We start from the raw sequence: 20,964 nt of genomic DNA, 5'->3' as shown, positions 1-20,964 counted from the left end.
TTCCTCGGAAGGGGCCTTTCTGCGTTTAACGCTGATCAGCTGGTAGACCCCGGTAAGATCGACACCGATGTCTGCTCCCTTCTCCACCGCCACTGGCGCCGATGTGCGCGTGCGGTTCTGCCCCTCGCCCACCGGAACGCCGCATGTCGGCCTCATCCGTACCGCCCTCTTCAACTGGGCCTATGCCCGGCACACGGGTGGCAAGCTCGTGTTCCGCATCGAAGACACCGACGCTGCCCGAGACAGCGAAGAGAGCTACGAGCAGATCCTCGACGGACTGCGCTGGCTCAAGATCGACTGGGACGAGGGCGTCGACGCCGGCGGGCCTCACGGTCCCTACCGACAGTCGCAGCGCCACGACATCTATCGCGGAGTCATCGATCAACTCCTCGAGCGCGGCCTGCTCTACGAGAGCTTCGCCACGGGCGAAGAGATCGAGGCGCGTAACATCGCGAACGGCCGAGACCCCAAGCAGGGCTACGACAACTTCGAGCGCGAGCTCACCGACGAGCAGCGGGCCGCTTTCCGGGCTGAAGGGCGGCAGCCGGCGCTCCGACTGCGCGTTCCCGACCGCGACCTCAGCTTCGACGATCTCGTGCGGGGTCAGATCACCTTCCCGGCGGGGTCCTTCAGCGACTTCGTCGTCGTCCGCCCGAACGGCGTGCCTCTCTACACTTTCGTCAACCCGCTGGACGACGCCCTGATGGGCATCACCCACGTCCTGCGAGGCGAAGACCTCCTCTCCTCGACGCCACGGCAGATCGCGCTCTACGAAGCGCTGGTCGAGCTCGGCATCACGACCTTCGTCCCTCGGTTCGGCCACCTGCCCTACGTGATGGGTGACGGCAACAAGAAGCTCTCGAAGCGCGACCCCGAGTCGAACCTGTTCCACCACCGCGACCGGGGGTTCATCCCCGAAGGCCTCGTCAACTACCTCGCCCTCCTGGGGTGGTCCTTGACGCACGATCGGGACGTGTTCTCGATCGACGAGATGGTCACGGCGTTCGACGTCGTCGACGTGAATCCGAACCCGGCACGGTTCGACGTGAAGAAGGCTGAGTCGATCAACGGCGACCACATCCGTCTGCTCCCGGTCGAGGACTTCACGGAGCGCCTGCTGCCCTACCTGGACGGCATCGTCAGCGTGCCCCCGACGGACTCCGAGCGTGCCGTGCTGGTGCAGGCTGCACCTCTCGTCCAGGAGCGCATGACCCTCCTGTCCGAGGCTCGGGGCATGCTCGGGTTCCTGTTCGTCGCCGACGACGACCTCGTCCACGAAGACGACGCGCTCGCCTCGCTGGGTGAGCGGTCCGGCGAAGTGCTGCGCGCCTCCTCGGCTGCCCTCGAGGGCGTCTCGGACTGGACGCACGAGCCGATCCAGGCCGCCCTCAAGGCGGCGCTCGTCGACGACCTGGGCCTCAAGCCCCGTGTGGCCTACGGGCCGCTGCGCGTGGCGCTGTCCGGTCGTCGGGTGAGTCCGCCGCTGTTCGAGTCCATGGAGATCCTCGGGCGCGAGTCGACCCTGGCCCGACTCGCCGCCCTCGCCGACCGCTCATGACCGAGCGCTACGACGTCGCGGTCATCGGGGGAGGTCCCGCGGGATTGAGTGCCGCGCTCAACCTCGTCCGCGCCCGACGACGAGTCCTGCTGATCGACAGCAACCGGCCGCGCAACTCCGCCACGTTGCTCTCGCACGGGTACCTCACGCGGGACGGCATCTCGCCGCTCGAGCTGCGCAAGCTCGGACGCGACGAGTTCCTGGGCTACGAGGGGGCCGAACACCGACAGACGCTGGCGACGAACGTCGTTCCGGTCGACGAAGAGTTCGAGATCTCGTGCGAGTTCCGGGGGCAGCAGTCGTCCGCGGTCGCGGGGGCCGTGCTGGTGACGACGGGGTTGAGCGAGACCCTGCCCGAGATCGCGCAACTCCGGGCGTTCTACGGCACGTACATCCACAGCTGCATCGAGTGTGACGGATACGACAAGCGTGACCAACCGCTCGCCCTGATCGGTGAGCACCCCGACCTCGTCGACCGTGCGCTGTTGCTCTCGCAGTGGACCGACGACCTCATCGTGTTCACGCATGGCTCGGACGTCGTGACTTCGGCGGACGAAGCTGCGCTGGCCGCCCGCGGCATCACGGTGGATCGTCGCCGGGTCACCAGCATCGACGGCGATCGCGACGGCATGCGCGGGGTCGTGCTCGAGGACGGCACGGTCGTCCCTCGGGCCGGCGGATTCGTGCGCCCGGAGTGGTCGGCCGCGTTGGACTACGTCTCCGCGACGGGAGCCGACCTGGACGACGACGGGTTGCTCGTCGTCGACGGGCACGGACGGACCTCGGTGCCCGGGCTGTACGCGGCCGGTGAGAGCACGGCGCCCGGGCCTCAGCAACTGATCGTCGCCGCCGGTGACGGCGCCCGCGTGGCCGCCGTCATCAACCGCGACCTGATCGGTGGCCTCGAACACCTGGCGGATGCTGTACAGTAGACGTCGGTCCAGATGATGGGCCGACAGTGATGTAGACCTGACGGTTGTCATCATTGGGGTATGGTGTAATTGGCAACACGACTGATTCTGGTTCAGTTGTTCTTGGTTCGAGTCCAGGTACCCCAGCAATGAATGCCCCCTGACCTTCGGTCCGGGGGCATTGCTGTTCGTGTTCGTCTGCCCGCCTCCGGCGGGGTGGTCGGCTTCGCCGAACGGGGGATCGGCTGACCTTCGGTCCGGGGGCATTGCTGTTCGTGTTCGTCTGCCCGCCTCCGGCGGGGTGTTCGGCTTCGCCGAACGGGGATCGGCTGACCTTCGGCCCGGGAGCTTCGCTGGTCGTGCCCTGCGCCCCACATCGGGCGCGGCTGTGGGGATGCCCATCGCGACCACGGGGCGGGGGCACGCCGCGCTGGGAGCGACACGCGCCTCCAGCGTCCTGCGCTGTCTCATCCGGTTCGCCGCAGGGGAACCCAGGTCGGCCCCGGTCGACCCTGAGGGGCCGCATGTCGCTCCGGAAGGAGAAGTAACCCGAAGGCCAGAACGGGCGAGTCCGGTGGAACCGGGCGTCTGATGACGACAGGTTCCGACGGACTCGCCCGATTCGGGGAGGTGGAGGAGCTACTCGCCGATCGTGGCTCCGAAACGGGCCGGCAGCGTGCCGCGGTGGGTGCTGCGCAGCTCATCGATCGACACCGTGAAGACGTCCTGCACCTCGAGCGACCCGGACTCGCCGTCGGTCACGCCGATGCGGGCCACGGGGTAGCCACGGCCCTCGCAGAGGCCACGGAAGCGGACGTCGTCCTCGCGCGGCACCGAGACGATCACGCGACCGGTCGACTCGCTGAAGAGCGCCGTCGCGACGTCGATGCCGTCACGCTCGAGCACCTCGCCCAGCCAGACGCGGGCACCGACGCCGAAGCGCAGCACGGCCTCGGCCAGCGCCTGCGCCAGGCCGCCGTCGCTGAGGTCGTGGGCCGCCGCGATCAGCGACTGGTCACCACCGGCGTGCAGGAGCTGCGCGAGCTGGGCCTCAACCGCGAGGTCGACCGCCGGCGGGCGGCCGCCGAGGTGGTCGTGCACGACGCCGGCCCAGGCCGACCCGTCCAGTTCGAGCGCCGTCGTGCCGAGCAGGTAGATGTTGTCGCCCTCGTCCTGCCAGCCGGACGGGATGCGCTTGGCGACGTCGTCGATCACTCCGAGGACACCCACCACGGGCGTGGGGTGGATCGGACTCGTGCCGGTCTGGTTGTAGAACGACACGTTGCCACCGGTCACCGGGATCTCGAGCTCGAGGCAACCGTCGGCCAGACCCTCGACGGCCTGTGAGAACTGCCACATGACCTCGGGATCTTCGGGGCTGCCGAAGTTCAGGCAGTCGGTGACCGCGGCGGGCACGGCACCGGTCACGGCGACGTTGCGGTACGCCTCGGCCAGTGCGAGACGCGCACCCTGCTTGGGATCGAGCTGGCAGTAGCGCCCGTTGGCGTCCGTCGCGATCGCGAAGCCGAGACCGGTCTCTTCGTCGACGCGGATCATGCCGCCGTCGTCGGGGAAGCTGAGGGCGGTGTTGCCCAACACGTAGGTGTCGTACTGGTTCGTGACCCAGCTCTTGTCGGCCAGGTTGGGCGACCCGAGCAGCTCGAGGAACTGCTCGCGCAGCACCGCGTTGCCCGTGGGGCGGGGCAGCGACGACGCGCTGTCGGCCTGGAGTGCGTCGATCCAGCTCGGGTAGGCGACGGGGCGCTCGTACACCGGGCCGTCGACGGCGACCGTGCGGGGCTCGACGTTGACGATCTCTTCGCCGTGCCAGTTGATGACGAGACGGCCGGTGTCGGTGACCTCGCCGAGCACGCTGGTCTCGACGTCCCACTTCGCCACGACGGCGAGGAACGCGTCGAGCTTCTCGGGACGCACGACGGCCATCATGCGCTCCTGGCTCTCGCTCATCAGGATCTCTTCGGCGGTGAGCGACGGGTCGCGGAGGAGGACGTTGTCGAGTTCGATGAACATGCCACCGTCGCCGTTCGAGGCGAGCTCGGACGTCGCACAGCTGATGCCGGCGGCGCCGAGGTCTTGGATGCCCTCGACCAGCTCGTCGCGGAACAGCTCGAGGCAGCACTCGATGAGCACCTTCTCGGCGAAGGGGTCGCCGACCTGGACGGCGGGACGCTTGGTGGGCCCACCGGACGAGAACGTGTCGGAGGCGAGGATGGAGGCGCCGCCGATGCCGTCACCACCGGTGCGGGCGCCGAAGAGCACCACCTTGTTGCCGACACCCCGGGCGTTGGCCAGGTGCAGGTCTTCGTGGCGCAGGACGCCCACGGCCAACGCGTTGACCAGGGGGTTGCCCTGGTACACCGCGTCGAAGTAGGTCTCGCCGCCGATGTTGGGCAGACCGAGGCAGTTGGCGTAGAAGCTGATGCCGCCGACGACGCCGTCGACCACGCGAGCCGTGTCGGGCGCGTCGATGTCGCCGAAGCGCAGCTGGTCCATGACCGCGACGGGACGGGCGCCCATCGAGATGATGTCGCGGACGATGCCGCCCACACCGGTGGCGGCGCCCTGGAACGGTTCGATGTAGCTGGGGTGGTTGTGCGACTCGACCTTGAAGGTGACGGCCCACCCGCCCCCCACGTCGACCACGCCGGCGTTCTCGCCCATGCCGACCATGAGGTTCTTCTTCATGGCGGGGGAGACCTTCTGGCCGAACTGGCGGAGGTAGATCTTGCTCGACTTGTACGAGCAGTGCTCGCTCCACATGACCGAGTACATGGCGAGCTCACCGCTGGTCGGGCGACGACCGAGGATCTCGCGGATCTTCGCGTACTCGTCGGCCTTGAGCCCCAGGGCGCCGTAGGGCTGCTCTCGGTCGGGCGTCGCCGCGGCGTTCGCCACGGTGTCGGGGACGTGGCCCTCGGGACGGACGTCGATCATCTCGGCGTCGTGCGGGGCGCGGTCGGTCTGGTCGGTCACTTGGCGAGGGCCCTCTCGAGAACGGACGTGAAGAAGGTCAGGCCGTCGACCCCGCTCGACATCGCGGCGGGGGTGTCGGGGCCGAAGCCCTCTTCGACGGCGTGCTCGGGGTGCGGCATGAGACCGACGACGTTGCCGCGCGCGTTGGTGACGCCGGCGATGTCGTCCATCGACCCGTTCGGGTTGACTCCGACGTAGCGGAAGGCCACCTGCCCCTCGCCCTCGATGCGCTTGATGGTCTCGGCGTCGGCGATGAAGCGGCCGTCGGCGTTCTTGAGGGGGATGGTGATCTCTTGCCCCTCGGTGAAGCCGTTCGTCCAGTCGGTGCGGGCGTTCTCGACGACGAGGCGCTGGTCTCGCCGGATGAATTGCTGGTGCGCGTTGCGGGTGTGTGCACCCGGGATCAGTCGGGCCTCGGCGAGCATCTGGAAGCCGTTGCAGATGCCGAGGACGGGCATGCCCGCGTTCGCGGCGTCGACCACGTCGGCCATGATCGGCGAGAAGGACGCGATCGCGCCGGCGCGCAGGTAGTCGCCGTAGCTGAAGCCGCCGGGCAGGATGATCGCCTCGACGCCCTTCAGGTCGTGGTCGCCGTGCCAGAGGGCGACGGGCTCGCCGCCCGCGAGTCGGACCGCGCGCTGCGCGTCGCGGTCGTCGAGGGAGCCGGGGAAGGTGACGACGCCGACGCGCATCAGAGCGCGGCGGGAGCGTCGGCGACGGTGATCGAGACGACGTCTTCGATGACCGAGTTCGAGAACATGTCGTCGGCGAGCTCGCGGACGTCGGCGAGCACGGCGTCGGTCACTTCGCCCTCGACCGTGACCTCGAAGCGCTTGCCGATGCGGACGTCGGTGAACGCCCCCTTGCCGAGACGGGAGAGGGCACCGGCGACGGCCTTGCCCTGGGGGTCGAGCAGTTCAGCCTTGGGCATGACCTCGACGACGATTGTGGGCACTGGTTTACTCCTGCAGAGGCGTCAACGGGTGGACGCGACGAGTCTACGGCAGCCGCGCGCGCCTCCTGGTGGTGCCGCCGTCCGGGGCGGACGGGCCGTCGCGTCGATCGTCAGGGGAATGCGAGGCTCTTGTCAGCCGGATCATGGGTTCGCGCCGCACAGTGATCTCGGCGGACAGGACACGGGCCTCGTGATCGGGCCTACTGTTCCGCTTCCGGTCGAGGGGTTCCTGATCCGCCCCGAGACCGCCGGACGCCCGGCCGAACCCCCCGTCGGCCGGGCGTCTACCCCTGTCAGGCCGCGTCCGTCGGCCCGACGGCGTCGGCCCGGGCCGTCCGGCGGACGACTTCGGCGTCGACGGAGGGGCGTGACCGTCCGAGCAGCCAGATCGCCAGGGGCAGGCAGATCGCCCCCGCGACCGCGTTGCGCAGGTCGAGCCCCTCTTGCATGACCTCGAACGGCGGCCCAATCGCGAGCACCGCCGCCGCCCCGATCAGCCACCAGGAGGCGCGGCGTCGGCCCTCGGGGAGCGCTCGCGGCGGCAGCTCGAACCGCGCCGTGGCCAGGGACACGAGGCAGGCCAGCCCGATGACGAGGGCCCAGATCGGGAGGCGCGTCCACCACCAGGTGGCCGTCGAGGGCTCGGGGAGCGGCCCGCCCACGGCCAACAGGGACCCGAGCAGGGCGATCAGCAGCGGGAGGTGCCAGAGGTAGATGGTCATGCCTCGGCTGCCGATCGCGAACACGACGGCGCGGGCCGGCGACGTGGACATCAGGCGGGACAGGGCGGGGTGCACGAGCGAGAGCACGCAGATCTGGGCCACCCCGAGCGCCATGAGCGGCACCGTCGGCGGGTTGAGGTTGCTCAGCATGTCGTCGGACCACGGCCCGGCCGTGGTCAGCGGGACCAGGGCGGCGTAGGCCGCGACGGCGACGACGAGCAGGACGACCCGAGGCGTCCGACGGAACAGCCCGTCGGCGTACGCGAAGCCGAGCTGCTGCACGAACAGCCACACGAAGGCGAGGTTGAGGAGGCCGACGGCCGTGACGCCGGTGCCGTACCGCACGGCATCGACCAGGACGGCGGCCGCCGCCAGGACGAACAGGGTCGCCCAGGGGCGGGTGGCGTGCAACCGCGCCATGACCGGCACGAGCACCTGGGTGATGCCGTAGGCGGCGAGGAACCAGAACGGCGAGCCCACCCCGGTCGCCACGACGTCGAGCAGGTCGGGATCGGCGCCGAGCAGGGTCGCCACGGCGAGGGCGATCGCGAGGACGGCGAAGACCGCGCTCGCCGGCCGGGCGAGCCGCAGCAGACGGCCCCGGACGAAGTCGCCGGCGTCGTCGCCGCGGCGACGAGCGCCGGCCCAGGCCGTGACGCTGGCGAAGCCGCCGACCACGAAGAAGAGCGGCATGATCTGCCCGACCCAGGTCGAGAGGGGGAACCAGGACTGCTCTTGCAGGGGGCGGTTCGCCACGACGGCACCCGTCGCGTCCACGGCGACGCCGACCATCATCACGTGGATCGCCACGACCAGCAGGACGCAGAAGACGCGGGCGAGGTCGACCACGAGGTCGCGCCCCGGGGGGACGGCGGGGGAGGCTGACGACGAGGTCGTGGCGGCGGTGCTCATGTCGATGACGCTAGCGATCCGACGGGCCCCCGAGGCGGTTGTTCACAGGGCGCGTCCCAACCCGGGAACACCCTCCGAGCTGGCCCGGATTGTTTTGATCCGATCAAAAGAGTGGTTCACTTGACCCATGACCGACCTGACCGACGACCCCCGCGAGGCCCTGCGCTCCGCCGGGCTGCGCGTGACCGAGCCCCGGCTCGCCGTGTTGCGCGCCCTCGAGCCGTCGCCGCACGCGGCCGCCGAGCAGGTCTTCGCCCGGGTGGCAATCGAACTGCCCGGCACGTCGGTCCAGGCGGTGTACGGCGTGCTCAACGCGCTGACCGGCGCCGGGCTGGTGCGCCGCATCGAGCCCGCGGGCTCGGCGGCGCTCTACGAGTTGCGGACGGGCGACAACCACCACCACGTGGTCTGCGGGGTGTGCGGCTCGGTCGCCGACGTCGACTGCGTCGTCGGCCACGCCCCCTGCCTCACTCCCTCGCACGACTCGGGCTACCTCGTGCAGACCGCCGAGGTGACCTTCTGGGGTCTGTGCCCGGCCTGTCGAGTGGCCGAGGCCGACGGTGCGGAGGGCGACGAGCCGAGCCGCGCCTCCTCGTCCGACCGCGCGGACGCGACCGACGCGGCCGTCTCCGTGGCCTGACCCTCCCCCCTGATCTCACACGACGACGAACCACGAACGAAAGAGGACACATGACCGACGCCAAGAAGATCACCACCACCGACAACGGCGCCCCCGCCGCCAGCGACGAGTTCTCGCAGTCGGTCGGCGCCGACGGCCCGATCGTCCTGCACGACCACAAGCTGGTCGAGAAGCTGGCCAACTTCAACCGTGAGAAGGTGCCCGAGCGCATCGTCCACGCCAAGGGCGGCGGAGCCTTCGGCACGTTCGTCACGACGGCCGACGTCTCGCGCTACACGCGCGCCGCGCTGTTCCAGCCCGGTGTCGAGACCGAGATGCTGGCCCGTTTCTCGACCGTCGCCGGCGAGCAGGGCAGCCCCGACACGTGGCGCGACCCCCGCGGCTTCGCGCTGAAGTTCTACACGAGCGAGGGCAACTACGACCTCGTGGGCAACAACACGCCCGTCTTCTTCATCCGTGACGGCATCAAGTTCCCCGACTTCATCCACTCGCAGAAGCGCCTGCCCGGCTCGCACCTGCGCGACCACGACATGCAGTGGGACTTCTGGACGCTGTCGCCCGAGTCGGCGCACCAGGTCACCTGGCTGATGGGCGACCGAGGCCTCCCCGCCTCGTGGCGCAACATGGACGGCTTCGGCTCACACACGTACCAGTGGATCAACGCCGAGGGCGAGCGCTTCTGGGTCAAGTACCACTTCAAGACGAACCAGGGCAACAAGATCCTCACGCAGGACGACGCCGACCGGATCGCGGGCGAGGACGCCGACTTCCACATCCGCGACCTCTCCGAGGCGATCGACCGCGGCGACTTCCCGACCTGGACGTTGTCGGTGCAGGTCATGCCCTACGACGAGGCGGCCACGTACCGCTTCAACCCGTTCGACCTGACGAAGGTGTGGCCGCACGCGGACTACCCGCTCATCGAGGTCGGCACCATGACGCTGAACCGCAACCCCGAGAACTACTTCGCGCAGATCGAGCAGGCCGCGTTCGCTCCGTCGAACTTCGTCCCCGGCATCGCGACCAGCCCCGACAAGATGCTGCTCGCGCGCATCTTCAGCTACGCGGACGCCCACCGCTACCGCATCGGCGTCAACCACCAGCAGCTACCGGTGAACACGCCCAAGACCGAGGTGCACTCGTACTCGAAGGACGGCGCCGCGCGGTACCACTTCAGCGAGGCGACGGCTCCGGTCTACGCACCGAACTCGGTGGGCGGCCCGGCGGCGGACCCTCAGGCCGCGGGTGACACCGGCGGCTGGGAGAGCGACGGCGAGCTCGTCCGCTCGTCCGTGACGCTGCACCCCGAGGACGACGACTTCGGCCAGGCCGGCACGCTCGTCCGCGAGGTGCTGAACGACGAGGAGCGCGACCGCCTGGTGCAGAACATCGTGGGCCACGTCTCGAAGGTCACCCAGCCCGCCCTGCGCGAGCGCGTCTACGAGTACTGGACCAACGTCGACCCCACCCTGGGCCTGCGCGTCCGCAAGGGCGTCGAGCCCGAGGCTCCCGGCTCGAACGAGGACCCGGCCGAGGTCGGCGTCCCGGCGTAGCCGCAAGTCGCGACAGACCGCAGGAGGCGCGGTGACCGTTCGTCGGTCACCGCGCCTCCTCGGCGTTCCGGGGTTCGAGCGGTCTCGGGTGCCGCCCGGGTCAGACCATCTGACCGTTCCAGTGCAGCTCGCCCTGGGGCCAGTCGGCGAGGGTGCGCGTGCCCTCGCGGAGCAGCCAGCCGTGGTCCTGGGTGACGAGGACGCCGGCGCCGTCGGCGCTGAACGCCGTGTAGTGCGCCGTGAGGCCGTCGAGCGGCAGCCAGCCGCCGCGACGGTAGAAGCCCTGCACGTCGTCGCCGGTCTCGAGCACGCCGAAGCCGCTGTCGAGCGACGTCAGCGCCGCGTCGACCCGACGGAGCAGTTCGCCGCCGAGGCCGGTGCCCTGGACGGTCGGCGAGACGGCGACCATGCCGACCGCGGTGACGAGCAGGTCGGCGTCGCCGACGGTGACGAACTGGCGACGCAGGCCGGCGTGCGCCACCACGACGTCGCCCTGACGCGCGACGACCCTCAGCTCGGGCTGCATGCCCGCCCAGCTGCGAGCCCCGGCGTACCAGTGGTCGTAGCTCGGGAACGCCCGGGCGAGCGTCGCCGCGATCGCCTCGTGGTCGTCGAGCGTGAGATCGCCCTCGCGGGTCGTGGAGAAGGTGGGGGACTCGGCTGCAGGCATGCCTCGACGTTAGCGGTGCCGGTGGTCAGCTCGGTCGGACGGTCACCTGGATCTGGTTCGACCAGGGATCGTCGAACCCCAGCACCCGCCCGTCGTCGCGGGTCGCGACGCCGTGGTGGTCGAGGCGCTCGCCGAGGGCGCCCAGATCGTCGGACGTCGGCACCTCGATGCGCACGAGGCCGAGGCCCAGCCCCAGTTGGCGACGCCCGGCCCCGGCGCTGTTCCAGGTGTTCATCGCCATGTGGTGGTGGTAGCCGCCCGCGCTGACGAACAGGGCCTGCGGCCCGAAACGCGTCGTCGTCTCGAAGCCGAGCTGCTCGACGTAGAACCGGTGGGCCGACTCGACGTCGCCCACGCTCAGGTGCACGTGGCCGACCGTGGCGGGACGGGATGCCGAGCCGGCCAGCGCCTCCTCGGTGACGTTCTGCTGCACGAACGCGTTCGGGTCGAGGGCGAGGGTCGCCATGTCGACCTGGCCGTGTGTCCAGGACCACTCGGAGCGCTGACGGTCCCAGTAGAGCTCGATGCCGTTGCCCTCGGGGTCGGTGAAGTAGAAGGCCTTGCTGACGAGGTGGTCGGCGCTGCCGGTGAACGTGCCGGGGTGACGGGTCGCGACGCCGTAGACGGCGGCGGCGAGGTCGGCCTCGGTCTCGAAGAGGATCGCCGTGTGGAACAGGCCGGCCTCTCGCGGGCCCGCGTGCCTCAGCTCGGGTGCGTGCTCGAGGATGACGATCGGCGTCGCTCCTCGGCCGAGGACCACGCGGCCCACGGCGGGCTCGGCGGTCAGCACCGTCAAGGTGACCGCGTCGCGGTAGTACGCGGTCATCGCGTCGAGGTCGGCGACCCGGAGGGTGACGGCACCCATGCCGGTGTCGGCGGCGAGCAGGTCGGCGGTGCGTGCACCCGATGCCCGCTGTCCCGTCGCCGACGAGTCGGCTGCGGAGGACGAGGAGGCGCGGGTCGCGTCGGTCTCGGAGGTGTCGGTCATGGGTGCCCTCGGTCTGGTCGGTCGGGGTGGCCACCCGGTCGGTGACACGTCACCGAAATGAACCGGCCGGCCACGTCGGGCATTCCCGACCGACTGTGCACCGCGTTTCGTGCACTGCACCGGATCTCGATGCGGTGCCGTGCACGAAACGCGGTGCGAAGCCCTGGGCCGGGCGCGGGGCCCGGGTCAGCGGGCGGTGAGGCGCTCGATCAGCTCGCGGTAACGGGCGGCCGTGCGGGCGACGATGTCGTCGGGCAGCGCAGGCGCTTCGCCCGTGCCGTCCCAGTGCGCGGAGAGCCAGTCGCGGACGATCTGCTTGTCGAAGCTCTGGGTGCGGTTGCCCGAGGCGTAGACCTCGGCGTCCCAGAAGCGGCTGCTGTCGCTCGTGAGGACCTCGTCGCCCAGGGTGATCTCGCCCGTGGCGCGGTCGGCGCCGAACTCGAACTTCGTGTCGGCGAGGATGACCCCGCGGGCCTCGGCCACGTCGGACGCCAGACGGTAGATCTCGAGCGACCGGTCGCGCAGGGCCGCCGCGGTCTCGGCGCCGACGAGTTCGACGGTGCGCTCGAACGAGATGTTCTCGTCGTGCTCGCCGAGGGGCGCCTTGTACGCCGGGGTGTAGATCGGTTCGGGCAGCCGGTCGCCGTTCGACAGTCCCTCGGGCAGCGGGATGCCGCAGACGGTGCCGTGCTCGCGGTACTCGGCCCAGCCGCTGCCGACCAGGTACCCGCGGACGACGCACTCGACGGGGAACATGTCGAGCGGCTTCACGAGCATCGCGCGGTCACGGACCTGCGCGGGCAACGAGACGGAGGCGGTGGTCGGATCGACGAGGTGGTTCGGCACGGTGGCGAGCTGCGCGAACCACCAGAGGCTGAGCTGCGTGAGCAGGGCGCCCTTGCCCGGGATGCCGGGCTCGAGCACCTGGTCGAAGGCGCTGACGCGGTCGCTCGCGACGACGAGAACGTGCTCGGTGTCGGCGAGGGTGGCGGCGTCGCCGACCGAGCCGGCGACCGGTGCGGGGACGTAGAGGTCGCGGACCTTGCCCGAGTACACGGGCGTCCAGCCGTCGAGGTGGCGAGGGGTGCCCGGAGTGACGGGCGTGGCCTGGCGAGCCGCGCCTCCTGCGGTCGCGTCGGCCTGGGCCGTGGTGCCCTCGGGGGCGGTCATCGGGCGACCCGTTCGGCGATGTCGTGGCGGTACTGGCCGCCCTCGAGCTCGATGCGCGCGAGGGCCTCGTAGACCCGACCCCGGGCCTCGGTGAAGTCGGACCCCTCGGCCACCACGCTGAGCACGCGCCCGCCGGTGGCGATGAGCTGGTCGTCGAGACGGGCGGTCGCGGCGTGGGCGACGTGCACGCCGGCGACGGCGGTCGCGTCGTCGAGTCCGTGCAGCGGGCGACCGCTGACGGCGCCCTCGGGATAGCCCTCGCTGGCGAGGACCACCGTCACGGCGACGTCGGACGAGAAGCGCGGCGACTCGTGGTTGCCGAGCGACCCGGTCGCCGCGGCGAGCAGCAGTCCGCTGAGCGGCGTGATCAGACGGGGCAGGACGACCTGCGTCTCGGGGTCGCCGAAGCGGGCGTTGAACTCGATGACGCGCACGCCCTTCTCGGTGAGGATGAGACCGGCGTAGAGGAGGCCGATGAACGGCGTCCCCTCGGACTCGAGCTGACGCACCGTCGGGGTGGCGATGGTGTCGAGCACCTCGTCGACGAAGTCCTTCTCGCTGCCGAAGCGGTCGCCCAGCCAGGGCAGCGGCGAGTAGGCGCCCATTCCGCCGGTGTTGGGGCCGGCGTCGCCGTCGAGCAGGCGCTTGTAGTCCTGCGCGGGACTGAGCGGCACGACCGTGTGGCCGTCGCTGAGGAAGAACAGCGAGACCTCGGGCCCCTCGAGGAACTCCTCGACGAGGACGGGCCCGTGCTGCAACCAGTAGGTGGTGTGCTCGACCGCCGCGTCGCGGTCGTCCGAGACGAGGACGCCCTTGCCTGCCGCCAACCCGTCGGCCTTGACGACGTAGGGGGAGCCGAAGTCGTCGAGCACCGCGACGGCCTCGTCGAGGGTGCCCACGCGCGTGGCCCGCCCGGTGGGCACGCCGGCTTCGTCCATGATGCGCTTCGCGAAGGTCTTGCTGCCCTCGAGCGCCGCGGCCTTCTTGCCGGGGCCGAAGACCGGGATGCCCCGAGTGCGGAGGGCGTCGGCGACACCGGCGACCAGCGGGGCCTCGGGGCCGACGACGACCAGCTCGACGTCGTTCTCGAGTGCGTACTCGGTGACGACGGCACCGTTCGACGGGTCGAGGTGCACGATGTCGACCTGGTCGGCGATGCCCGCGTTGCCGGGGGCCGCGACGATCTCGTGGCCCGCGTCTTCGCGCAGCAGGGCGGTGATGATGGCGTGCTCGCGAGCACCGGAACCGAGGACGAGGATTCGCACGCGCCACAGCCTACCGAGGGTGTGCCGCGGTGCCGAGTCCGAGGCGGAGCCTTGGAGGTGCGGTGCGGGGAAGCGGCCCGCGGGTAGCGTGGGCGCATGGCCAGGGCACGGATCGACGACGCGGCGGGATCGACCGCCGTGGGCGAGGTGCGGGCGGCGCTCGCCGCCGACGAGACCGCGCCGCGGCCGGTGACCGCCATGGCCGTCCGCTGGTTGCTGCAGGTGCTCGCCGACGGCGAACCCGGGGCCACGGTCGAGGTCCGCGTGCCACCGTTCGGGGCCGTGCAGTTCCGCGAGGGCCTCAGCCACACCCGGGGCACCCCGCCGAACGTCGTCGAGACCGACGCCGCCACCTTCGTGCGACTCGCCACCGGCGACCTCAGCTGGCAGGAGGCGCGGGCCGGGGCGCTCGTGTCGGCCTCCGGCAGCAGGGCGGACCTGACCGGCTACGTGCCGATCGCCTGGCAGCGGGGCTGACCCGCGCCTCCTCGGTGGGCCATGCTCGACGTCGAGACGGGCGTCGGCGCTCGTCGGCCTCCTCTGGGATGATGGGCGGGTGACGAACGCACCCGACGACCAGCAGCGACCCGAGCCCGTCGTCGAGCCCACGGTCGAACGCGCCGCCGAGTCGATCGTCGAACGTGACGAGGTCACCGTGCGCCGAGCGCCCAAGGTGCCCGTCTTCTTGATCATGGGCGCGGCGCTCGGGGTCGTCGTGTCGTTGATCGTCACCTCGCTCTTCCCGTTCGACTCGGGCGAGGGCGTGGCGCAGACCTACGGGTACATCTCGCTCTGGGGGCTCACGATCGGCGGGGCCGTCGGCTGCATCGTCGCCATCATCGCCGAGCGCGTCACCAGCCGCGGCGCGAAGCGCGTCCAGGTCGAACGCGAACGCCTCGAGGTACCGGTCGACGAGGCCGACGCCGCGCCCCGCCAGGTGACCGACGGCGACTCCGACCGCGCCTGACGTCGTCCGGCCGACCGACCGTGACCTCGGCCCACGTCGGAGGACCGACCCCGACCGACGTCGGGAGCACGTCCGGGCCGACGGCCCGGGTCAGGCGCCGCGAGCCCGCCGCAACCGGGTGAGCAGCTCGGGACCCCGGGCATCGAGCAGGCGTCCGCCACGTCGGATGCCGACCACCATCAGGACGGTCCCGAGGGCGACGCCCACGACGAGCGTCAGCAGCCCCAGCAGCACCGACCCCTGCACCAGCGCCACGACGCCGAGCACGAGCTCGGGCAGTGCCAGCACGAAGACGATCGCCCACGAGGCGTAGAGCCCCAGGGTCGAGGTGACGTTGGCCCCGGGAGGCGACTTGAACGGGCTCTCGCCCGCCGCCGGGACGGGCATGAGGTAGAGCGCAGAAGCCACGCTCGAGACCCCGAACCCCGTGAGCAGGAGGCCCAGGCCGACACCGAGCAGCGCGGGGGCGACGTCGAGCCGCCCGACCACCGCCAGGGGGACGAGCGTGGCGAGCACGACCGAGGGCACCGCGAACAGCCCGAGCGTCAGGACGCGGCCGGCGCGATCGGCCGAACCCGCCAGCCCGGTCGACAGGTGGGCGGCGAAGGCCGTGCCGTCGTACGAGACGTCGGCGGCCAGCGTGATGGCGAGCAGGGCGGCCACGGCCGGGCCGATGGCGTACAGCGGCCAGGACGTGTCGAGGGAGAACGACAGGAAGATCGCCAGGACCGGCATCAGCGGGACGACGATCAGCGACCCGCCGTACCGCGGGTCGCGCAGCCAGTACACGGCCGTGCGGGCGGCGACCGCGCCGGTCGGCGTCGCGGGGAAGCGCGCGAAGAGTCCGAGGCCCTTGGACGCCGCAGTGGCCGTGACGGCCGGGGGCGCCACGAGCGCCGTCGCCAGGCCCCGTCGCCAGAGCAGCAGGAGTACACCCAGGGTGGCCACGGCGATGAGGGCCTTGAGGGCTGCCTCGCCCGGCCGGCCGAGGGCGACGTCGCCGGGGATCGACCAGGCGGCGCCGACCGGGCTCCACGACAGCGCGTGGGCGACGCGGGGCAGGTCGTCGCCGAGCGAGCTGAGGCCCTGGCCGACCAGGCCGATCAGGGGCCCGGCCAGGATAAGGGGCACGAAGATCGCGACGCTCATCAGCTCGCGGTAGCGACGCTTGGCGCCCAGCGCACTGGTGGCGGTCTCGACCGCGCGGGACGCCGCGACGCAGACGAAGACACCGAGCAGCCCGCAGAACGGGGCGAGGACGGCGGACAGCGGGTGCTGCAGCCAGCTGAAGGTCGTCGCGAGGGCGGCGACGAGCGTGATGATGCCCGGGATGCCCAGCAGCCCCGCGACGAACAGCGCGACGAGGAGGCGGTCGGCGGGCAAGGGGAACTGACGCAGCTTCGAGACGCTGAGGGTCTGGTCGTAGCCCCGGGCGACGAACGGCACGACGACCCAGCCGACGACCGCGAGCGAGCCGCCGAGCACGCCGGCCGTCCAGGCCCAGCGCTCGGGCGCGAACGAGAGGGCGACGAGGCCCGCGACGACCGCGGCGAGCACGCCGAGACCGTAGAGCCCGCCGATGACCGCTGCGACGATCTGCCAGGTGCTGCGCTTGAAGCCGTTCAGCAGCACCCGCCAGCGCAGACTCAGGAGGTGCGCAACCACGACGGCCCCTCGTTGTGCTGGCGACCGCCGACGAGTTCGACGAAGCGGTCTTCGAGGGTGGAGCCGGCCCGCACGTCGTCGGTCGTGCCGGCCGCGAGCACGCGCCCCGCCGCGATGACGGCGACGTGGTCGCACATGCGCTGGACGAGGTCCATCGAGTGGCTCGACACGATGACCGTGCCGCCGTTCTGTGTGTAACCGTGCAGGATGTCGCGGATGTTCGCGGCCGAGATCGGGTCGACCGACTCGAACGGCTCGTCGAGGACGAGGAGGCGCGGCGCATGGACCAGCGCGCAGGCGAGGGCCACCTTCTTGGTCATGCCCGCGGAGTAGTCGACGACGAGCGTGCCGCCGGCCGAGCGCAGGTCGAGCAGGTCGAGCAGATCGCCGACCCGCTGCGCCGTCGTCTCGCGGCTCATGCCGTTGAGCAGGCCGTGGTACGTGACGAGCTGCTCGCCGGTGAGGCGGTCGAAGAGCGAGATGCCGTCGCTCAGCACGCCCACGAGCGACTTGGCGTGCGTCGGATCGGACCAGACGTCGACGCCGAGCACCTCGATGCGGCCCGCGTCGGGACGCAGCAGCCCGGTCGCCATCGAGAGCGCGGTCGTCTTGCCGGCGCCGTTCGGGCCGACGAGGCCGAAGAACGAGCCCGTCGGCACGGTCAGGTCGATGCCGTCGACGGCGACCTTGTCGCCGAAGGCCTTGCGCAGGCCGGTGATCTGCAGTGCGGACGCCGGAGGCGTCGCGGTCGGTTCGGGGCGGGGCATGCCGACGTCGCTCATGGCCCCCAGCCTAGGGACGCCCGCCGACACCGCGCCTCCCCCAGGGGGTGGAAGCGGGGGCGAGGTGCGGGTGGCGACGGGCGTACCGGCGGCGGAGAACGCAGGAGGCGCGGGTGCCGACGGACGCGCCGGCTCAGCTGAGCTGGTTGGCCTCGACCCAGGCGAGGTACTCGGGGCTGACCGTCCCGGTGACGTATTCGCCCGTGAAGCAGCTCATCTCGAGCTCGGTGACGTCGCTGCCCTCGGTGATGGCGGCCTGCATGTCGGCGACCTCTTGGTAGATGAGGTGGTCGGCACCCAGCTCGCGCGCGATCTCGGGGATCTTCCGGTCGTGGGCGACCAGCTCGTGCCGGGACGGCATGTTGATGCCGTACACGTGAGGGAAGCGCACCGGGGGAGCGGCCGAGGTGAACGTCACCTTGTTCGCGCCGGCGGCCCGGGCCATCTCGACGATCTCGCGCGAGGTCGTGCCGCGGACGATCGAGTCGTCGACGATCAGGATGTTCTTGCCCTTGAACTCGCTCGACATCGCGTTGAGCTTCTGGCGCACCGACCGCTTGCGTTCGGCCTGCCCCGGCATGATGAACGTGCGGCCGACGTAGCGGTTCTTGTAGAAGCCCTCGCGGTACTCGATGCCGAGCTTCTGGGCGACCTGCATGGCCGCGGGGCGTGACGAGTCGGGGATCGGCATGACGACGTCGATGTCGCCGATCGGAGAGTGCGCGACGATCGTGTCGGCCAGTCGGTTGCCGAGGCGCAGGCGGGCGTCGTAGACCGAGATGCCGTTCATGATCGAGTCGGGGCGGGCCAGGTAGACGTACTCGAACGAACAGGGGATGAGCCGCGGGCTGGCGTGGCACTGCTTCGACACCATCTGCCCGTCGAGCGAGATGAAGACGGCCTCGCCGGGCGCGACGTCGCGGACGATCTCGTAACCGCCGGACTCGAGCACGAGCGACTCGGAGGCGGTGATCCATTCTTCGCGGACGCCGTCGGCGGCGAGACGGCGACCGAGCACCAGCGGGCGGATGCCGAACGGGTCGCGGAAGGCCAGCAGCCCGTGGCCGGCGATCATGGCGATCGCCGCGTACGAGCCCTGCACCCGGTCGTGCACGCGGGTGACCGCCGCGAAGATCTGCTCGGGGTCGAGCTCGCTGCCGTTGACCTGCTCTTGCAGCTCGTGCGCGAGCACGTTGACCAGCAGTTCGGTGTCGCTGTTGGTGTTGAGGTGACGGCGGTCGACGTGGAAGAGCTCGCTGGTGAGCTCACGCGTGTTCGTCAGGTTGCCGTTGTGGATCAGCACGATGCCGTAGGGCGCGTTCACGTAGAACGGCTGCGCCTCTTGCTCGTTGCTGGCCGCGCCCTTGGTGGCGTAGCGCACGTGGCCGAGGCCCATGTTGCCCAGCAGGGCACGCATGTCGCGGGTGCGGAAGCCCTCGCGAACCTGCCCCTTGGTCTTGTGCACGTGGAAGATGCCGCCCTCGGCGGTGGCGATGCCGGTGCTGTCCTGCCCGCGGTGCTGCAAGAGGAGGAGCGAATCGTAGACGAGTTGATTTGCTGGCTCGTGCGCGACGAGACCGACGATGCCGCACATGCGGATCTGGCTCCAGACCGTAGAGTTGGGGTTACCGCGACAGTCTAGAGCGACACCGAACGGATGAACGAATGGCGACCTCCTCTGCCCACTCGACCAGCGCCTCCTACGCCGCAGCGGGGGTCGACACGGCCGCCGGCGACCGGGCGGTCGAGCTGATGAAGGCGGCCGTCAGCGCCACGCACGGCCCCGGGGTCGTCGGCGGCGTGGGCGGGTTCGCCGGGCTGTTCGACGTGTCGTTCCTCAAGGACTTCGACAAGCCGTTGCTCGCCACGTCGACGGACGGCGTCGGCACGAAGGTCGCGATCGCGCAGGCGCTCGACAAGCACGACACGATCGGGCAAGACCTGGTGGGCATGGTCGTCGACGACATCGTCGTCGTCGGTGCCCGGCCGCTGATCATGACCGACTACATCGCCTGCGGCCGCGTGGTGCCGGCTCGCATCGCCTCGATCGTCGAGGGCATCGCCCGCGCCTGCAGCGAGACGGGCACCGCCCTCGTCGGCGGAGAGACGGCCGAGCACCCCGGCCTGCTCGGGCCCGACGACTACGACGTGGCGGGTGCCGCGGTCGGTGCGGTCGAGTCGGGGCGCCAGCTCGGTCCGCACCTCGTCGACGACGGCGACGTCGTGCTCGCCCTCGCCTCGTCGGGCGTGCACTCGAACGGCTTCTCGCTCGTGCGCCACATCCTCGCGTCGCGCGACCTCGGCTACGACGACACCCTGCCCGAGTTCTCGGGCACCGTCGGCGAGGCGTTGCTCGAACCGACGCGGCTCTACACGGCACCCCTGTTGCGCGTGCTCGACGACCCCGCGCTCGACGGCGCGATCCACTCGCTCAGCCACGTCACCGGGGGCGGCATCGCGGCCAACCTCGCCCGCGTGCTTCCCCGCGGGTCGTGGACCGAGGTCGACCGTTCGACCTGGTCCCCGCTGCCCGTCTTCCGGGTGCTGAGCGACCTGGCCGGCTCGACCCTCGAATCGAGCGAGGGCACCTGGAACCTCGGCATCGGCATGATCGCCGTCGTCGCCGCGTCGCAGGCCGACGCGGTCACCTCGGCCCTCGAGGCCGACGGCATCGTGACCTGGCCCGTCGGCACCGTCTCGACCGGGCAGCGCGATCTCGCCGGGTTCGAACAGGGAGCCAAGGGAGTCGACGGAGGCGCGGTGCGGCTCGTCGGGGCCTACGCGGGCTGATCGCCGGTCACGCCGCGTGGCGTCGCCCCGGCGTCGGACGTACCATGAACGCACGCCCGTGCCGGGCGCGCTGACGACGACGTCAGACCGGACGACGAAGGAGTCGACCCATGAGCACCACCCGCATCCCCCTCCCCTCCGTCTCTCGCACGGCGGTCGCCGCCCCGCGCAGCGCCCGGGTCAGCCGTGTCCCCGCCGAGCCGGCGCCGCCGCGGTCGACCGCGTCGCCCGTCACCGGTGGGCGCAAGGTCGCAGCTCTCACGGCCGGCGGCATGATCCTGCTGCTGGTCGTGGGGCTGTTGCCCGCGGTCGCGACGCTCGTCGGCGGCTGACCCGCGCCTCCTGACGGGCGGTCACGGTCGCACCCTCGACCGGCCGCCCGCTCGGGCGATCGGTCCGTGACACACGACGACGGCCCCTCG

The 20,964-nt window shown here is 71.0% G+C and carries 19 protein-coding genes and 1 tRNA gene; 9 read left to right on the top strand and 11 right to left on the bottom strand.

What is annotated here, in order from left to right; translation table 11 throughout:
• The first annotated feature begins 67 nt into the window (after positions 1-67).
• The 3 genes from gltX (at position 68) to BIV04_RS09200 (ending at position 2,616) form a co-directional block, all read left to right on the top strand.
• Positions 68-1,558 carry a glutamate--tRNA ligase gene (gltX, locus tag BIV04_RS09210; protein ID WP_071255999.1) on the top strand — a complete coding sequence of 497 codons (1,491 nt, stop codon included), beginning with the start codon at positions 68-70 and terminating at the stop codon, positions 1,556-1,558.
• A complete protein-coding gene (locus BIV04_RS09205) occupies positions 1,555-2,490 on the top strand; it encodes an NAD(P)/FAD-dependent oxidoreductase (RefSeq protein ID WP_071255998.1) in 936 nt (311 codons plus the stop codon). Before gltX ends, BIV04_RS09205 begins: the two co-directional genes overlap by 4 nt.
• A 54-nt stretch (positions 2,491-2,544) precedes the next feature.
• Positions 2,545-2,616: transfer RNA gene (locus BIV04_RS09200), tRNA-Gln, on the top strand.
• Between the two features lie 492 nt (positions 2,617-3,108).
• Here the strand turns inward: BIV04_RS09200 and purL are convergent.
• From purL to BIV04_RS09180, 4 genes are all read right to left on the bottom strand, one after another.
• Positions 3,109-5,424: a phosphoribosylformylglycinamidine synthase subunit PurL gene (gene purL, locus BIV04_RS09195; RefSeq protein WP_071256006.1), complete on the bottom strand. Its 2,316-nt coding sequence runs from the start codon at positions 5,422-5,424 to the stop codon at positions 3,109-3,111.
• A 35-nt stretch (positions 5,425-5,459) separates the two neighbouring features.
• On the bottom strand, positions 5,460-6,155 hold the full coding sequence (purQ, locus tag BIV04_RS09190) for a phosphoribosylformylglycinamidine synthase subunit PurQ (RefSeq protein WP_054144901.1): 696 nt from the start codon (positions 6,153-6,155) through the stop codon (positions 5,460-5,462).
• Entirely contained in the window at positions 6,155-6,418 is a 264-nt protein-coding gene (gene purS / locus BIV04_RS09185) for a phosphoribosylformylglycinamidine synthase subunit PurS (RefSeq protein ID WP_043597439.1), read from the bottom strand. Before purS ends, purQ begins: the two co-directional genes overlap by 1 nt.
• Before the next feature lie 293 nt (positions 6,419-6,711).
• The gene (locus BIV04_RS09180) at positions 6,712-8,052 is read right to left on the bottom strand and encodes an acyltransferase (RefSeq protein WP_071255996.1); all 1,341 of its coding nucleotides are present in this window, start codon (positions 8,050-8,052) and stop codon (positions 6,712-6,714) included.
• Positions 8,053-8,179: 127 nt separating this feature from the next.
• Between BIV04_RS09180 and BIV04_RS09175 the strand changes: the two genes are divergently transcribed.
• Positions 8,180-8,692: a Fur family transcriptional regulator gene (locus BIV04_RS09175; RefSeq protein ID WP_071255994.1), complete on the top strand. Its 513-nt coding sequence runs from the start codon at positions 8,180-8,182 to the stop codon at positions 8,690-8,692.
• Between the two features lie 50 nt (positions 8,693-8,742).
• Positions 8,743-10,245 (top strand): catalase, encoded by a 1,503-nt coding sequence (locus BIV04_RS09170; RefSeq protein WP_054144898.1) that lies wholly within the window; start codon positions 8,743-8,745, stop codon positions 10,243-10,245.
• A 100-nt stretch (positions 10,246-10,345) separates the two neighbouring features.
• Here the strand turns inward: BIV04_RS09170 and BIV04_RS09165 are convergent, their stop codons facing one another.
• From BIV04_RS09165 to purD, 4 genes are all read right to left on the bottom strand, one after another.
• A complete protein-coding gene (locus BIV04_RS09165; protein ID WP_071255992.1) occupies positions 10,346-10,915 on the bottom strand; it encodes a GNAT family N-acetyltransferase in 570 nt (189 codons plus the stop codon).
• A 25-nt stretch (positions 10,916-10,940) separates the two neighbouring features.
• Positions 10,941-11,780 (bottom strand): VOC family protein, encoded by an 840-nt coding sequence (locus tag BIV04_RS09160; RefSeq protein ID WP_071256004.1) that lies wholly within the window; start codon positions 11,778-11,780, stop codon positions 10,941-10,943.
• 309 nt (positions 11,781-12,089) lie between these two features.
• On the bottom strand, positions 12,090-13,073 hold the full coding sequence (locus tag BIV04_RS09155; protein ID WP_083396320.1) for a phosphoribosylaminoimidazolesuccinocarboxamide synthase: 984 nt from the start codon (positions 13,071-13,073) through the stop codon (positions 12,090-12,092).
• Entirely contained in the window at positions 13,070-14,338 is a 1,269-nt protein-coding gene (gene purD / locus BIV04_RS09150; RefSeq protein ID WP_071255991.1) for a phosphoribosylamine--glycine ligase, read from the bottom strand. The genes BIV04_RS09155 and purD overlap by 4 nt, the downstream gene beginning before the upstream one ends.
• Positions 14,339-14,434: 96 nt before the next feature.
• Here purD and BIV04_RS09145 point away from each other — a divergent pair, with 96 nt between their 5' ends.
• Both BIV04_RS09145 and BIV04_RS09140 read left to right on the top strand, forming a co-directional pair.
• Positions 14,435-14,815, top strand: a complete 381-nt coding sequence (locus BIV04_RS09145; RefSeq protein ID WP_071255990.1) for a sterol carrier family protein — start codon at positions 14,435-14,437, stop codon at positions 14,813-14,815.
• Positions 14,816-14,894: 79 nt separating this feature from the next.
• Positions 14,895-15,305, top strand: a complete 411-nt coding sequence (locus tag BIV04_RS09140) for a hypothetical protein (RefSeq protein WP_071255988.1) — start codon at positions 14,895-14,897, stop codon at positions 15,303-15,305.
• Between the two features lie 90 nt (positions 15,306-15,395).
• Here BIV04_RS09140 and BIV04_RS17125 read toward each other — a convergent pair whose 3' ends face one another.
• The 3 genes from BIV04_RS17125 to purF all read right to left on the bottom strand — a co-directional run bounded on the left by BIV04_RS17125 (position 15,396) and on the right by purF (position 19,346).
• On the bottom strand, positions 15,396-16,970 hold the full coding sequence (locus BIV04_RS17125; protein WP_071255985.1) for a hypothetical protein: 1,575 nt from the start codon (positions 16,968-16,970) through the stop codon (positions 15,396-15,398).
• A complete protein-coding gene (locus tag BIV04_RS09130; RefSeq protein ID WP_255364234.1) occupies positions 16,952-17,752 on the bottom strand; it encodes an ABC transporter ATP-binding protein in 801 nt (266 codons plus the stop codon). Before BIV04_RS09130 ends, BIV04_RS17125 begins: the two co-directional genes overlap by 19 nt.
• A gap of 133 nt (positions 17,753-17,885) precedes the next feature.
• A complete protein-coding gene (gene purF / locus BIV04_RS09125; protein ID WP_071255984.1) occupies positions 17,886-19,346 on the bottom strand; it encodes an amidophosphoribosyltransferase in 1,461 nt (486 codons plus the stop codon).
• 71 nt (positions 19,347-19,417) lie between these two features.
• On the opposite strand from purF, the gene purM reads away from it, so the two are divergent.
• Both purM and BIV04_RS09115 read left to right on the top strand, forming a co-directional pair.
• Positions 19,418-20,542 (top strand): phosphoribosylformylglycinamidine cyclo-ligase, encoded by a 1,125-nt coding sequence (purM, locus tag BIV04_RS09120; protein WP_071255983.1) that lies wholly within the window; start codon positions 19,418-19,420, stop codon positions 20,540-20,542.
• Positions 20,543-20,652: 110 nt separating this feature from the next.
• Entirely contained in the window at positions 20,653-20,874 is a 222-nt protein-coding gene (locus BIV04_RS09115; RefSeq protein WP_071255982.1) for a hypothetical protein, read from the top strand.
• Positions 20,875-20,964: the final 90 nt, after the last annotated feature.

The organism is Frigoribacterium sp. MCBA15_019 (genome assembly GCF_001864945.1).
GTDB lineage: Bacteria > Actinomycetota > Actinomycetes > Actinomycetales > Microbacteriaceae > Frigoribacterium.
This window is presented reverse-complemented; position numbering and strand designations above follow the sequence as displayed.